This window comes from Kamptonema formosum PCC 10802 (genome assembly GCF_000332335.1).
Lineage (GTDB): Bacteria > Cyanobacteriota > Cyanobacteriia > Cyanobacteriales > Oscillatoriaceae > Oscillatoria.
Genome location: NZ_KB235948.1, coordinates 5,273,402 through 5,288,720 on the forward strand (window position 1 = coordinate 5,273,402; position 15,319 = coordinate 5,288,720).

At 56.0% G+C, this 15,319-nt stretch carries 11 protein-coding genes; 10 read left to right on the forward strand and 1 reads right to left on the reverse strand.

The annotated features are described in order from the left end of the window. The first annotated feature begins 912 nt into the window (after positions 1 to 912). The 5 genes from OSC10802_RS0123170 to psb28 all read left to right on the forward strand — a co-directional run bounded on the left by OSC10802_RS0123170 (position 913) and on the right by psb28 (position 7,314). Entirely contained in the window at positions 913 to 1,902 is a 990-nt protein-coding gene (locus OSC10802_RS0123170) for a hypothetical protein (protein WP_232731733.1), read from the forward strand. After that, entirely contained in the window at positions 1,903 to 3,432 is a 1,530-nt protein-coding gene (zwf, locus tag OSC10802_RS0123175) for a glucose-6-phosphate dehydrogenase (protein WP_017719159.1), read from the forward strand. A gap of 215 nt (positions 3,433 to 3,647) precedes the next feature. Then, positions 3,648 to 5,021 carry a glucose-6-phosphate dehydrogenase assembly protein OpcA gene (gene opcA / locus OSC10802_RS0123180; protein ID WP_017719160.1) on the forward strand — a complete coding sequence of 458 codons (1,374 nt, stop codon included), beginning with the start codon at positions 3,648 to 3,650 and terminating at the stop codon, positions 5,019 to 5,021. A 338-nt stretch (positions 5,022 to 5,359) separates the two neighbouring features. Further along, positions 5,360 to 6,817 (forward strand): cobyrinic acid a,c-diamide synthase CobB, encoded by a 1,458-nt coding sequence (locus OSC10802_RS0123185; protein WP_017719161.1) that lies wholly within the window; start codon positions 5,360 to 5,362, stop codon positions 6,815 to 6,817. A 134-nt stretch (positions 6,818 to 6,951) separates the two neighbouring features. Then, positions 6,952 to 7,314 carry a photosystem II reaction center protein Psb28 gene (gene psb28 / locus OSC10802_RS0123190; RefSeq protein ID WP_017719162.1) on the forward strand — a complete coding sequence of 121 codons (363 nt, stop codon included), beginning with the start codon at positions 6,952 to 6,954 and terminating at the stop codon, positions 7,312 to 7,314. Here the strand turns inward: psb28 and OSC10802_RS50785 are convergent. Continuing rightward, the gene (locus OSC10802_RS50785) at positions 7,311 to 7,463 is read right to left on the reverse strand and encodes a hypothetical protein (protein ID WP_017719163.1); all 153 of its coding nucleotides are present in this window, start codon (positions 7,461 to 7,463) and stop codon (positions 7,311 to 7,313) included. The two genes, psb28 and OSC10802_RS50785, sit on opposite strands and share 4 nt — an antisense overlap. Before the next feature lie 26 nt (positions 7,464 to 7,489). On the opposite strand from OSC10802_RS50785, the gene OSC10802_RS55800 reads away from it, so the two are divergent. The 5 genes from OSC10802_RS55800 to OSC10802_RS53195 all read left to right on the forward strand — a co-directional run. Continuing rightward, positions 7,490 to 7,615 carry a hypothetical protein gene (locus OSC10802_RS55800; RefSeq protein WP_255349164.1) on the forward strand — a complete coding sequence of 42 codons (126 nt, stop codon included), beginning with the start codon at positions 7,490 to 7,492 and terminating at the stop codon, positions 7,613 to 7,615. Positions 7,616 to 7,965: 350 nt separating this feature from the next. Beyond that, a complete protein-coding gene (locus OSC10802_RS0123200; RefSeq protein WP_017719164.1) occupies positions 7,966 to 8,820 on the forward strand; it encodes a choice-of-anchor L family PEP-CTERM protein in 855 nt (284 codons plus the stop codon). A gap of 1,633 nt (positions 8,821 to 10,453) precedes the next feature. Continuing rightward, positions 10,454 to 12,862 (forward strand): DUF7925 domain-containing protein, encoded by a 2,409-nt coding sequence (locus OSC10802_RS0123205; protein ID WP_044171394.1) that lies wholly within the window; start codon positions 10,454 to 10,456, stop codon positions 12,860 to 12,862. A gap of 285 nt (positions 12,863 to 13,147) precedes the next feature. Then, positions 13,148 to 13,759: a hypothetical protein gene (locus OSC10802_RS41390; RefSeq protein WP_017719166.1), complete on the forward strand. Its 612-nt coding sequence runs from the start codon at positions 13,148 to 13,150 to the stop codon at positions 13,757 to 13,759. Positions 13,760 to 13,918: 159 nt separating this feature from the next. Then, a partial coding sequence (locus OSC10802_RS53195) for a hypothetical protein (RefSeq protein ID WP_198525172.1) occupies positions 13,919 to 15,319 on the forward strand: 1,401 nt, incomplete at its 3' end.

Genomic DNA, 15,319 nt, shown 5'->3' on the forward strand with positions numbered 1-15,319 from the left:
CCAGCCGTTTGACTCCCTGATCAAATCCCTGGAAGGGAAAGTCAAGCAGCTGCAGCCGGTGTAACGCCCCGACGTTGAACAGGCGTCTCGCCTGTCCATAACCAGATCGAGAGCCGCTCAAGGTTTAATCACCCCGCCGGGGCTGGAGAAAATTTGTGTACCAATGGTACACACATCCGAGCCCGAAAGTGTCAAGTCAGTTGAGATCGGGACTGCCTTGAGCCGGTCGGTTTCATCACCCCGCCGGGGCTGGAGAAAATTTGTGTACCAATGGTACACACATCCGAGCCCAAAAGTGTCAAGTCAGTTGAGATCAGGACTGCCTTGAGCCGGTCGGTTTAATCACCCCGCCGGGGCTGGAGAAAATTTGTGTACCAATGGTACACACATCCGAGCCCGAAAGTGTCAAGTCAGTTGCGTTCGGGACTGCCTTGAGCCGGTCGGTTTCATCACCCCGCCGGGGCTGGAGAAAATTTGTGTACCAATGGTACACACATCCCAGCCCGAAAGTGTCAAGTCAGTTGCGTTCGGGACTGCCTTGAGCCGGTCGGTTTCATCACCCCGCCGGGGCTGGAGAAAATTTGTGTACCAATGGTACACACATCCCAGCCCGAAAGTGTCAAGTCAGTTGCGTTCGGGACTGCCTTGAGCCGATCAGTGTCATCACCCCGCCGGGGCTGGAGAAAATTTGTGTACCAATGGTACACACATCCCAGCCCGAAAGTGTCAAGTCAGTTGCGTTCGGGACTGCCTTGAGCCGATCAGTGTCATCACCCCGCCGGGGCTGGAGAAAATTTGTGTACCAATGGTACACACATCCCAGCCCGAAAGTGTCAAGTCAGTTGAGATCGGGACTGCCTTGAGCCGGTCGGTTTCATCACCCCGCCGGGGCTGGAGAAAATTTGTGTACCAATGGTACACACATCCCAGCCCGAAAGTGTCAAGTCAGTTGAGATCGGGACTGCCTTGAGCCGGTCGGTTTCATCACCCCGCCGGGGCTGGAGAAAATTTGTGTACCAATGGTACACACATCCCAGCCCGAAAGTGTCAAGTCAGCCTCCTGACCGGACTGCCTTGAGCAGTTCAACTCGAAATCTGGCAGCAGCCGTCAATTTTTGGAGAAATATTATGGAAACTCCAAATCCGACGCCTAGTGGCCCACTGGCAACAGATCGGCTCAATGGCAGTGAGCGAGCTAGGCTTGAACAGCTAGAATCCCTCATCGATCAAGAAGTTCATCTCTTTTCCCAGGTCGGCAAGGCTCTCGACGAGATTTGTGACAAGAGACTCTACCGGGAAACCCACAACACCTTTCAGGGTTACTGTCAGGACAAGTGGGGAATAGCAAGACGGAGAGCCTATCAGTTGATTGACGCCGCACAGATTGTAGAAAATTTGTCTGCCCTTGGTGCACAAATTCCAACCAGTGAGCGTCAAGTCCGCCCCCTGACGGGACTGCCAAAAGATGCTCAGGTGGAAATCTGGCAGAAGGCAGTAGCGCTCGCATCCAACGGCATTCCCACCGGCACTGCAGTTCAGCGCCTGGTTGACGAACATTATGGCACCGGGGTGAAGCCTCCCCCTGGGGAGCCCCCCTCAGAAGTGGAGCCGTTGCGTCAGGAGAATCAGCGGCTCAAAGAGCGCATCAGGCAGCAAAACCTGGAAAGACAGCGCCGCGCTGCAGAGGTGGCTGCTGAACTCGAGCGGCTTAGAGGGGAAAACCAGGATCTCAGAGCAGAACTTCGGCGATGGGAGAAAGATTGGCAGTACCGGATCACTCTGGAGCGGGAGCAAATCAGGGAAGAAATCAGGAGTGAATATGAAGACAAAATTAACGCTATAACAGCACAAGGAAATTCTCTGTTAAGCAGATTAGAAGCAATTGAAGGAGCAAAAAAGTAGATGGTCACACTGCTGGAAAACCCCCTGCGCGTTGGGTTGCGCCAGGAACGCACCCCCGAACCCCTGATTCTGGTAATCTTCGGGGCGTCGGGCGACCTCACTCAGCGCAAACTGGTGCCGGCAATCTATCAGCTGAAACAAGAACGCCGCCTGCCGCCAGAAATCACCATCGTGGGTGTGGCGCGACGCCCGTGGAGCCACGACTATTTCCGCGAGCAGATGCGCGAAGGCATCGAGCAGTTTTCCACCGGCATTGGCATTGAAGAAGTGTGGCAAGACTTCGCCCGAGGTCTGTTCTATTTCTCAGGTGACATCGACGCCCCAGCTGACTACCAAAAGCTGAAAGCTTTCTTGAGTGAGCTGGACACTCAGCGGGGCACGCGAGGCAACCGGGTGTTCTACCTGTCTGTTTCCCCCAAATTCTTCCCAGAGGCAATCCGCCAGCTCGGCGGGGCGGGGATGCTGGCAGATCCGGTCAAAACCCGCCTGGTGATTGAAAAACCTTTTGGCCGGGATTCGAGCTCAGCCCAGCAGCTCAACCGGGTGGTGCAGCAAGTCTGCAAAGAACAGCAGATTTATCGCATCGACCACTACCTCGGCAAAGAAACCGTTCAGAACCTCCTGGTCTTCCGCTTTGCCAACGCCATCTTTGAACCCCTGTGGAATCGCCAGTTTGTCGATCACGTCCAGATAACCGTAGCCGAAACCGTGGGCGTAGAAGACCGCGCCGGCTACTACGAAAGCTCCGGCGCTCTGCGAGACATGGTGCAAAATCACCTGATGCAGCTGTTCTGCCTCACAGCAATGGAGCCGCCCAACTCCCTCAACGCTGACAGCATCCGCACCGAAAAAGTCAAGGTGCTGCAGGCGACTCACCTGACCGATATCCGCAACCTCGAGTATTCCGCAGTCCGGGGGCAGTACGGCCCCGGCTGGATGAAGGGCGAGCCAGTGCCGGGATACCGGCAGGAGCCCGGAGTTAACCCCAACTCCATCACCCCCACTTATGTGGCCATGAAGCTGGGTGTCGATAACTGGCGCTGGAAAGGTGTGCCCTTCTATATGCGCACCGGCAAGCGCCTGCCCAAAAAAGTCACAGAAATCGCCATCCAGTTCCGCGAAGTGCCCCTGCTGATCTTCCAGTCCGCCGCCCAGCAGGCCAGCCCCAACATACTCGCCCTGCGCATCCAGCCCAATGAAGGCATTTCCATGCGCTTTGAGGTGAAAATGCCTGGTTCCGACCTGCGCACCCGGCCCGTGGATATGGACTTCAGCTACGGCTCCACCTTCGGCAAAACCACAGGCGACGCCTACGAACGCCTGCTGTTAGATTGCATGCTGGGCGACCAGACTCTGTTCACCCGCGCCGATGAGGTCGAAGAAGCATGGCGCGTTGTCATGCCGGCCCTCGCCGCCTGGGAAGCCCCCACCGATCCGGCGTCTATTCCCCAGTACGAAGCGGGCACCTGGGAGCCCAATGAGGCCGAACTCCTGATTAACCGCGACGGTCGCCGGTGGCGCAGACTGTAGACGGGCATGGGGGCAGCGGCTTGGGGGGCATGGGGCACCCTTGCACCCTTGCACCCTTGCACCCTTTCAATACATTCAATCCCCAATCCCCAATCCTTGCATCCGGGCATCGTTGCATCCTTGCATCCGGGCATCCTTGCATCCAAAATCGCCCCACGCCCACTGCCCCATTCCCCCACCCCCCACCATTTAACAACCAAGACCGGAGAACTCACATGACCCCACAAACTGCTCCTGTTGTTTCCCTGCAGCCGCCTAAAGATGTTTCCATTACTGAACTTGAGGCGGAACTGAGTAAAATCTGGCAAGCTTTCAACACCCTGGGCGATGAGGGGAGCGTGCCGGCAGCCACCCGGGCCGCTACCTTTAGCTTGCTGATCTACGAACCCGAAGAAACCCAACACCTGCTCGCAGCCCTGGGGTTTTACACCGGCCCGATTGACGGCATCTTGGGCCCGCGCATGGAGGCGGCCCTCATGGAGGCCCAGAAAGCATACGGCCTGCCAGTGACCGGCAAGCCGAATCCCCAAACGCTCGACCACTTGCGAGAAGCCTATGCCAAACAGCGGGCGTCGGGCGAGAAAGCTTCCGAAAATGGCAAGAGCCGCATCCAGTACGCTCTCGATGCCAGAGGCTCGATCGCCGACGAGATCGCCTCTCGCAACCCCTGCCGCATCATCACCCTCTGCCCTGTCAGCGGCTTCGATGAAGGCGTCAGCGCTCAAGTCTCCGCCTACTGCCCCGTGCAAAAACACAGCGACAGCACCCTCGTCTGCTGCGAGTACATCACCCTCACGGGAACCGTGGAAGCCCTAGAACGGGTGGGGGGCATGATCGCCGCCCTTCTGATTGGGGAGCTGCCCAAGTTCCTCTGGTGGAAAGCCACTCCCGATCTCAATCACGGCCTGTTCAAGCGGCTGTCAGAGCAGTGCAATTCCGTCATCGTTGACTCAAGCACGTTTAACAGCCCTCAAGAAGACCTGCTCGGGCTTCAGAACCTCATCGATGCCGGCATTCCCGTTGCTGACCTCAATTGGCGCAGGCTTGCCGCTTGGCAAGAGCTGACCGCTGAAGCCTTCGACCCGCCGCAACGCCGCGCCGCCCTCAAGGATGTTGACCGCGTAACGATCGATTACGAGCAGGGGAATCCCGCTCAAGCCCTCATGTTTTTGGGCTGGCTGGCTAGCCGGCTTCACTGGCAACCCGTCTCCTACCAAAACGAAGGCGGAGATTACCAGATTGAGCGGATTAAATTCCTCACCCAAGACCAGCGACCTGTGGACGCTGAATTGGCTGGGATTCCCACCGCCGACTGGGGCGACATCCCCGGCGACTTGATCGCTCTGCGCCTGAGCTCTACCAATCCCGAGGCTGACTGCAATACGGTACTGTGTTCTGAAACCACTGGCTGCATGCGCATGGAGGCTCACGGCGGTGCCCAAGCCTACCGCATCCAGCAAGTCGCACCGATGTCTGACCTCAAGGCGGAGGCGCTGCTCGCTCAGCAGCTCCAGCGCTGGGGCCGAGATATGCTCTACGAAGAAAGCTTCGCCGTTACGGCGCAAATTCTGGGATTAGCTAATCCCTAACGGTTAGAGAGCAGCTCTTGTATTCTGCTGCAGCGGTGAGAAACCGGGTTTCTTAGGGCTAATTGCCCGAATAATGGAGATCCCATCCAAAGAAACCCGGTTTCTTCTATTACAAGACCGGCTCTCTAGTGGGTGACAGGTAACGGGTCATGAATAATTAGGCCGGGAGCATCAAGGGTTGTGCAAAGAAGCCCATATCAATGCGACAATGATTTCAGCAGGTTGCAGGAGGAGAAGATTTTTGGCCAGCGAATCTTTGGCAACGGGATTGAAACATCTTTTATCTGTCTGGCTTACCCCCACGGCTTCCAAAAAGGCTCTCGCATCAAAAATGAAAAATGGCTCTCGCAATCGCCGGCCCTAGCAGCGGTGCCGGCAAGACAACTGTCACCCTCGCCCTGCTCGCGGCATTAAAACGTCAGGGTTTAAACGTTCAATCTTTTAAAGTGGGCCCCGATTACATCGACCCGATGTTTCACCGGCACGTCACCGGTCGCCCCTGTCGCAATTTAGACCCGCTGCTCACTTCTGAAGCTTACGTCCGGCAATGTTTCGCCCGCCACACCTCCGACGCCGAATACGCCACAGTCGAAGGGGTGATGGGTTTGTTTGATGGAGTCCCCGGGGTTTCGCCACCGGCCTTCGCAACCGAATTCATCGCCACCACGGCCACACCCCCTGATTCCCTCACCGATTTTGCCAGTACCGCTCATATCGCCCGCTTGCTGGATTTGCCGGTGCTCCTGGTTATCGATTGCAGCCGGCTCTCCGGTTCTGTGGCGGCTATCGCACACGGCTACCGCTCCTTTGACCCCCGCATTAAAATTGCCGGCGCAATTCTTAATCGGGTTGGCAGCGACCGGCACCTGGAACTCCTTCAAGACGCCCTGGAACCCCTGCAACTTCCCGTACTCGGCGTGCTGCGCCGCCAAGATGACATCTCCATCCCCGACCGCCATCTCGGTCTGCTGCCGGTGGCCGAAATGACAAATTTAAAAGAAATCCTTGACAAATTAGCTCACATAGGGTATGATGCATTCGACTGGAACCGGCTGCTGCCACTGCTGAGGACTGACGGCAAAACCGCAGCACTGCAAGGAGACCCGCAGACAGACACTCATCTGCGTTTGTCAGCCTCCCCCTGCAGTTCAAAAACCAAAATCCCGATAGCCGTCGCCCGCGACTCCGCCTTCAGCTTCTACTACCAAGACAACCTCGACTTGCTGCAACAGCTGGGGGCAGAACTGGTATTCTGGAGCCCCCTCACAGACACCCGCATCCCCGATGGCGTCTGCGGACTTTACTTTGGCGGCGGCTTTCCAGAAGTCTTTGTCCGCGAATTGAGCGCCAGCCGAAGCGCCCGCGAAGCCGTTCGCACCGCCATTCAGTCCGGGATGCCAGCAGTGGCCGAGTGCGGCGGCCTGATGTATTTGTGTCAAGAAATCGCAGATTTTGATGGCCAGTCATGGCCCGTGGCGGGGGTGCTGCCGGCAAACGCGGTCATGGGCAAGGGCCTGACGCTGGGATACCGGCACGCCACCGCCCTGCAAGACAGCCCCTTACTCAGTGCCGGCCAGACAGTTTGCGGACATGAGTTTCACCGCTCTCAGCTGAGTGCTACACCCTCTGCCCCACTCTACCAAACCAGGCGCTACAGTCAGAAGGTGCCGGTGCAGCCAGAATTTGAAGGGTGGCGGTTGCACCGGCTGCACGCCTCCTACATCCACCTCCACTGGGGCGCTCGCCCAGAAATGCCGGCCCGGTTTCTCCAGCACTGCGCTCATTTCAGGGGTTAGGGATTAGCGGTTAGGAGTTCGGTTTTGGGGGAGAAATTGATAATTAACCCCATCCCCCATCCCCCATCCCCCACGCCCATGCCCCATGCCCTTAACATGATACCCTAAGATAGAACTTTATTTACGGGTGTCCTGTGGCTGCAGTATCCGTGCAATTTATCGATGGACTGAACGAAGAAATTAGCCAGATTAGCCTGCGCAAGCGCCGCAATTCCTCGACAAAAATCGTAATTTTGATTTTTGAGCGCCTTCAGGCGATGGAGAAAGGGCGCAGCTTTAAAAATCGAATCGATACTCTCTATTTGCGCGACGAAGAAGGGGAAATTCAAGTCACTCCCAGTGGCATTAAGTTTTTCTTTGCTGATGACGACGACTTTTCCAAAGCCGAGTGTTCCTTTGAAGTCAACTCCGAACCTGCTTTTGAGCGGGTGATGCGGTTCTTCAACCGCTACGCCGAGGCCAATGGTTTTGAGTTTCAACCCTCAGGTAATGACTAATCGCTCTCAGAACATTGCTCTTTAGCAGAAACCACCAAAAAGCTCAATCTCCTGTGTGAGGAAACCCGGTCATTTCTGCGCTCACCGGCTTTCTCAGCAGAAGCAGCTTGACCCAGGCTCACCGGCTCGTGTCCAGCGATCCTGTCCATTCAATGCAGCCGGTTGAGAGCCGGCAGTGAATTTCTTCGCCGGTGCTCCCATCAATCTGCCGGTGCCCGCAATGCAGCCAGACGTGACATTCTCTGGATGCCGTGCCACCGTCCGCCGCCGGTTTGAGAGCTTAGGGCCATCCGCACTTTAATTGCCAAGGGTAGAAATTATTGTCTCCCCTATCTTCATCAAAAAATCACACGCCCTTTACAGAAACTTCACACAACTCAAAAGCCAGAAATTATAAGGCTTTTAGGCGCTGGGCAAGACGGTGGGCACTTTTTTTTAGCCAAAACACAGGTTGGCAGTGATTCAAGTCACCCAGAGTTCTGTAAAATGCTGCTTAATGGGGAGGTATATGGAATTTTCCCTGAGCGCACTCCCACTGGAATTGGCCTGAACAGCATATTGCCTGCCCACTTTCGGGACAGACGGAGCAAAAAGTGACTCAGGGAATGCATTCCTACTCTCTCTTTTTCTTATTTTGAGAGAAATCTAGCTATGAAACTCTTGCGCAGAACCTTCTCCGGTGCCGCTGCTGCCCTGACTGCTAGCCTAAGCATTGCCGGCGCACCAGCTTTTGGCTTCACCATCACCCAAAACAGCAACGGTTCCGACTTGCTCAACTCACTCCTCGGCACCACTACTGGACTGAGCAACTTCTCTGTCACCACCACCGGCAATGCCGCTGCCTTTGGCCTTTTCACTGGCGATCCCTTCGGCTTGGGGTCAGGCGTCGCCCTCAGTACAGGGTACGCCACCGCTCTCCTTGGGCCGAATAATTCTGGAAGCAAAAGCGGTTCTTTTGGAACTTCAGGGGACACTCCCGGCTCCTACGATCTGGCTAAGCTCGAAATCAGCTTTGACGCCGACAGCACTGCAGACAAAGTGTTCTTCCAATATGTCTTCGGATCGGAAGAGTTCGTAGAGTATGGGGGTTCTTCATACAACGACTCTTTTGAACTGCTGCTCAACGGCACTAACCTGGCCAAGTTGAGCGACGGGCAGACCGTTACCATCAACAACCTCGTGCCCAACCCGGGCGGACCCTATCACCCCGACTTCACCGACAATACCGGCGGTATCGCCACCAATGACACTCAATTAGATGGCTTCACCAAAGTGCTGGCCTTTGAGGGGCTGCTCAATAAAAACGCCAAGAACACTCTCAGCATCAAGATTAAGGATGTGGGCGATAGCGGCTGGGATTCAGGCGTGTTCATTAAAGGTGGCTCTCTGGGAACGGTAGCGCCCCCCAGTAAGGTTCCTGAACCGGGCGTCGTCTTTGGCTTGCTGGCTGCCGGCAGTATGGGTTTCCTGAGCGGTCGCAAAAAGCAAAAAGCAGTGAATTCTTAGGCTGTTCTCGGGGGTTTCTCTGATTTTCACCCCCCCTTGACATCCTGACAGCTGTGGCTCCTGCGGGAAGCCACAGCAATTTTGTTTCCCGCCACGCCTCCGCGCTTGCCTTCGACTGCAGTGAGGTGCGTTACAGGCGCTACATACTGGCGCATTTAGGCAGCCCGGGGTACTCTTAGGGATGCCGGTGAGGCCCTCTCCCTATCTACCCTGCTGCCTTACTGCAATACTTTTTTCCCAACGTGCAACGATTCCCAGGACTCTTTTGAGTCTTAACTAAATCTTCCACCTTGGGGAGTTATAGCAGTATGCACTTAGGTTACAACATTAGACCTTCAGGGGCGGCGGGACGCCTGCCCTACGTCTATATAGCAGTAGGCATTTAGGGAAGGTACATTCCGGCCTCCCTTGCTCCAGAGCTCCCGAAGCTCCTATTGTCTTAACTCATATGACTATTGCTATAAGAATTTTTCACAAAAGAGATATAATAATTCTTGACTCAGATTCCTGATTTCAGACCGCCCCTGGCCTCTATCTTAAAATGCCAGCAGGCCAATCAATGGCCATCCCTGTAAAAACCAGGAGGTTATCTAGGTGGCAAGAAGTCACGGGTTACTCTTGAGCGAGCTTCTGCCTGGGGCATCAGTCCCCGGCTAGTGGAGCGAGCCAGGACAAAGTTCAGGGACTGACAGAAATAAAATTTTCTCTCGCTCCCGCTTAGACTGACCTTTCCTTCTTTCATTAATTTCCAGTGAGAGAAGGCTGTTTTTGCAATCTGGGTGTTTCAAAAAAGGGTGTTTTTCATCATGGTAACAGTCATCTTTTCCAGTGTCTTAATCCTTTACATGAGCGCAGTCGTAGCAGGCAATTGGGGCGATATGGGCGGTGATTGATTAAGCTATAGAGGACCCTTTGACCTGTGAAGTGCGAGTCTGAAGGCCAGCTTTCTATCCTTCAGAAATAACACTTCACTTCCCCTCAAAGCCTCCCTCTTTTCCCAAAGTATCAGCGGGGAGGCACAGCATTGGAGTACAATCTTCCCCCCTTCCAAACAAGCGTTCCCAAAGGGAACGCACCCCGCTTTTGCCTCTATTCCCCTTTAGAGCGCAGGTCAAATATTAGCAGAAACTGGGTTTCTTTAGGGGCGAGCAAGGGGCTTCGGGCCACTTCTAGACGTCGGGCGGTGACCGTGCGGCGACTGACCCCTATTTCTTCCTGGTTAAAAACAAGACAATACCCGCTTTTGGTTTTGTTTCTAACAATATCATATCTCCCTGATTAGCCGCAATCAGCCGCCAGCAAGCCAATGACCAGCCCTACGGGCCCAATCGGCCCCTGTCACAAGCACAAGTGGGCGCAACTGAGCTTTGCTTTTACTTATTATAAACTTTTCATACAAAAGATAAACTTATACAACGCCTGTTAAGAGTGTGTGTGGAAATGGGTAATCTCCGAAAAGAAGGGCGTCTACCCTGAGGGGTCTCAGCCAGTGAAATCGCGCAAACAACCTGCCGCCCACCAGGCCCTATCCTGCGGGGCCAGTCAGGGCGCGTCCCGCCACGCCCCCCGGCGTGCTCGCCCCCTTACAGGTGGCACTACAAAACGCAAACAGCAACAGCGGCGGGCAGCCCTTGTGACTGCCTTGATCCCGCATATTTTGCTGTTTACCTGTCTCGCACCGGCATTCCCTCAGGCCACCCCAGCCGGCACAGTCATCGAAAACGAGGCCACCGGCACTTATACTGACCCCAACACCGGAGAAATCCAAGAGGTGATATCCAACAAAGTCACAGTTACAGTCGCCGAAGTCGCCGGGATCGCGGTGAGAGCAGACGGCTTCCGAGCAGCCGACGGCAGCACCAGTATTTCTGCCGGCGAACTCCTGTACTTTGACTGCACCGTCACCAACGTCGGCAACGATCCCACCCGGTTCCACATTCCCAATTTGGCCACCGTCACCGGCCCGGGCTCAGTCACCGGCAGAGTCCAAATCAGCACCAACGGCGGCGCAACTTGGGTTGATATCGCCGCCACCTCCAGCCTAGCAGGCTTTACGTTCACGAACGATTACGTCGAAACCGCCTCTTTCGCCCCAACACAGTCAATCCGGGTGCGAGTGCCTGTCACAGTCTCGGCAACCGCCACACCCAGGGAAGAAATCATCGTCCGTCTCGGCAACGCCCCCGGCGACGGCCAAAATCAGGAACGATCTCCCAACCCGGACGACGTTTACACCACCGACAATCCCGACGGAGTTGCCGGCGAAGCGCCAGGAGTGCCGGTCAATGGCACCCGCGAAGCTAGCGACTCCCAACGCGCGACAGTCGGTGCGCCGCCCCTGGCACTAGCCGCCCTCTACAAAACTGCTGCCCTGCCGGTAAATGCCGGCAATCCCGGGAACCCCAGCGATGATGTTATTACCTATAACTTAACCCTAGATATACGGTCGGGGGCTCCGCCAGGCGCAGGGGACATCGCCGCCGCTGACTTGACCGGCACCCCCATTACCCTCAACGGGAATTCCGCAACGCGGATTTTGGTGTCCGATGCCGTACCCGCCGGCACTCGCCTGACAGCTACCCCCACCGCACCCTCGGGGTGGCAGGTCATATATACCAAAGATTCGCCCACCGCCCTCACCGCACTGCAATCCCAGTGGTACAGCAATCCCAACGATCCGGCGCTTGGCAATTTGGCCAATGTCACCCGCGTCGGGTTTGTCTTTGACGGCACTCTCCCCAAAGGCACGACAGTCACCGGCTTTTCTTTCGCTGCCGTTACCAGCGGCATTACCGGCACAACCTCAATTGCCAACATCGCCCAAGTCTTTGGCTCCACTTCAGGGGCTCGCAACGCTATCGTTTACGACGAATCCGGCGACCAAAATCCCAACAACTTTAATGATGACGGCACCCCCGGCGAGCCGGTTATCAGTTACGGCATTGCCAACCCCGCCACAGACGGAACCGACACCAGCAACAACAGCACCGGCACCGGACCCGGCGGGGAAGACACCACTGTTACCGTGACTGTCCTCACCGGCGCTGTCCTCAATGGCCCGCAGGGCGCACCGGCAGCCACCGGTCCCACCGACAATAATGACGATTTCACCAACCTGTCGGCAGCAGTCCCCGCCGGGACCGACCCCTCCGCGCCGGTGGATGCCGCGCCCGTCACCTTTACCAATACTGTGCAAAACACCGGCAGCTTTACCGCTACCATCACTCTTGTGCCAACCCCACCGGCCAATCCCGCCGATCTGCCGGCGGGCACCACCGTCACCCTCTCCTACGGCAACCAGTCCGCCACTTACACTTACACCGGCAGCGCCTTTATCACATCTGCTGCCCCTCTGTCAATCCCCAATTTGGCACCTAACCAAACAGCGGAGTATACAGTCAGGGCCGATTTGCCGGCGGCTGCCCAGCAGGCGGGATTTCCCGTGCCGGTGACGGCATTTATCGACACCAGCGGCAATGGAACCCCTGATGCCGGCGAGCCGGCTAACACAACCATTGACCGCGTTTATACAGGGTTCTTGCGAATTGTCAAGGAGTCGCGCCTGCTCAAAGGCACCGGCCCGGATGTCCCTCAGGGGAGCGACAGCTTCAGCACCGCTTCCAAGACTGGGGTCACTGGGAATATCATCGAGTACCGGCTGACTTACACCAACATTTCTGCCGGATCGAGGGGCCCCGGCAACCGGATTTTAAACGCTAGCAATATAGTAATTACGGAAGATGGCACGACTTACGATCCTGCGGGCAACCCCGCTGGCAACAGCTGGGCGCTTGACCTGGACAATGCCGACGGCGACAGCAACCCGACAACCGGCATTGACACCAGCCATGTCCCGGGCACAGCTGCGGACTCTGCCGGTGGCACGATCACCTTCTTTAGCGGCAGACCGGCTAGCGCGCCCTTCGCCGACAGTGGCGGCACGACCGCTGCTACGGATGTCACCCGGTATGTTAACACGGTGCGCGGCCCCCTCGGTCCCGGCCAGTCGGGCACCTTCACCTTCCAGCGCCGGGTGAATTGATAGGAATTGGGGATATTAATTATACACGATAGATAAAATTATGTCAATAACAAATTGCCAACAGTATCCGAGGGTCGAAGATATCTCACACGCTTCGGCTAAGAGGGGCTTAATTGCAGATTGCCAACAGTATCCGAAGGGCCAAAAGAACTCAAACGTTTCGGGTAGCAGGGGCTTAAGTGCAGATTGCCAACAGTATCCGAGGGGGAGTGGCTCAGAGGCTACTGCGGGTAAAAAAGATAATTTTCAGCATTCTTGAAAGATATATATATGAAGTGTATGGCAATGGCCAGTATCAGCGCAGTTGCACTGCTCGCCGCCACTGCGGGTGGGGCGAGAAGCGATCAGTTATATTCATATTCGGGTTCTCGGAGTGATTTATCTTTCGCCTCCGATCCAGAAGCGATAAATCGAGACACGATTGAGCGCCCTACAAGTCAGCAGTTAGCCCCAATCGCTCAAAACGCTGCAGTCGAACTGCGTTTAGAGGCGCAGAAACGTGTTCTAGTGCGAGATGGGCTTCGGAAAGAACAGGTGAGCTGGCAAACATTGGCCTCCGACGCGCCGGTGCAGCCAGGAGACGTAATTCGTTTCGTGCAATCCTTGAATTCCAGCAGCCAAAGACAGGTGAAAAATCTGGTGCTGACGCAACCGATTCCGCCGAAGACGGTATATATACTCAACTCAGCTACAGGCGCAGGCAGTGTGACGATTACCTACAGCACAGACAGCGGCAAAACATACAGCGCCACACCAGAAATTGATGTGCTACAGCCCGACGGCAGAGCTGTCAGACAGCCGGCACCAGCGGCAAACTACACCCACATTCGGTGGAAATTCGCTCAAGTTACCGCGCCGGCGGCGGCGCTGGCGACATTTCAAGTCGCAGTAAAGTAATCTGAGAAAACGGAAGTTGTAAAAGGGGGGCGTGAGGCATCGAGCATGGGGTGTGAGATATCGGAACATAGCAGTTGAGACAGGTAGTGGGTATTCAATCAGGGTGGAAAGTCCAGAAGAGGTTGCCGGTGGGAAAGCGTTTCGGAGGAGTTTAATTAGGTGCTCTACCTGAATTTGCCAGACAAGAATGAGACAAAGAGTGGGAAGTGGGAAGAAAAGAGTGAGAGACAAGCGTCTCCCTTTTCTCTCCTGCCTTTCACCCTGATTGTCCTTCATTCCTCCTCCTTAATTTTGCCGTTGCCGGCGCTGGCGCAACAGCAACCCCAGTGCGTGATACCGGGATCAGTCGTTCAGAATAGAGCCAGTTTTACCTACAGCGACTCTGTTAATTCCCAGCCAATAAACGGGCAGTCGAATTCGATAGCCACAGGGCTAGTCACCGCTGGACAGATATCCATTGCGCCCGGGGGCGTTGAAGATGCAAATAATAAGTTAGTCGTGGGTGCGTTTGCCGGCGCTTTGGCGGACGAACTGATGAAACTCGGGCTCACCCAAGAAGAAGCCACAAAAGCGGTGATAGCAGCGATAGTAGCGCTGTCGAGGCAGCCAACAAACGCCTCATTCGATACGCTAGCGACGGTTATTAAAGATGCCGTCGTAAACGCCGTACCAACACGCGCGAGCACCCTAGAGGGATTGCAGAGATCGGCAGCACTGGAGACAGGCGTTTCGGTAGTGGCGAACGTGGTTAAAAACCGGCTAATTGCTGCCGGTTTGACTCAAACGGAAGCCGAAGCAGCAACCCAAGCAGCAATCGGAGTGCTGAGCAAATCTACCGGCAGCACGCCGGTCAATCAAGCATTTGAAACAGCTTTCCAAGGGATGGTGGGGGCAGTGCCCAGTAAAGCAGACACCCTCACCCAGTTGCGAGACGACTTCATTCGCGAGATAGACACCCTTCGCGCCGGCATCAGCACCGGCATCAGCCAAGGAGATGTTCTCTACTTTGAATTTGTCATCTCCAATCCCAGCAACAGTGCCATCAGCTTTCAAATTCCCGACGCCAGTGCAATTCAAAAGCAAACTACCGGCACCGGTACAGTCACCGGCGTCAGTTACAGCGTAATTAATGCCGGTGGGAGTCCATTTGTGCTAGCAGAGTGTCCGACGCCGACTCCTAACCCGACGCCGACGCCGACTCCTAACCCGACGCCGACGCCGACTCCTAACCCGACGCCGACTCCGACTCCTAACCCGACGCCGACTCCGACTCCTAACCCGACGCCGACGCCTAACCCGACGCCGACGCCGACTCCTAACCCGACGCCGACGCCGACTCCTAACCCGACGCCGACGCCAAACCCGACGCCGACGCCGACTCCTAACCCGACGCCGACGCCGACTCCTAACCCGACGCCGACGCCGACTCCTAACCCAACACCGACTCCAACTCCTAACCCAACACCGACTCCAACTCCTAACCCAACACCGACTCCAACTCCTAACCCAACACCGACTCCAACTCCTAACCCGACGCCGACTCCAACTCCTAACCCGACG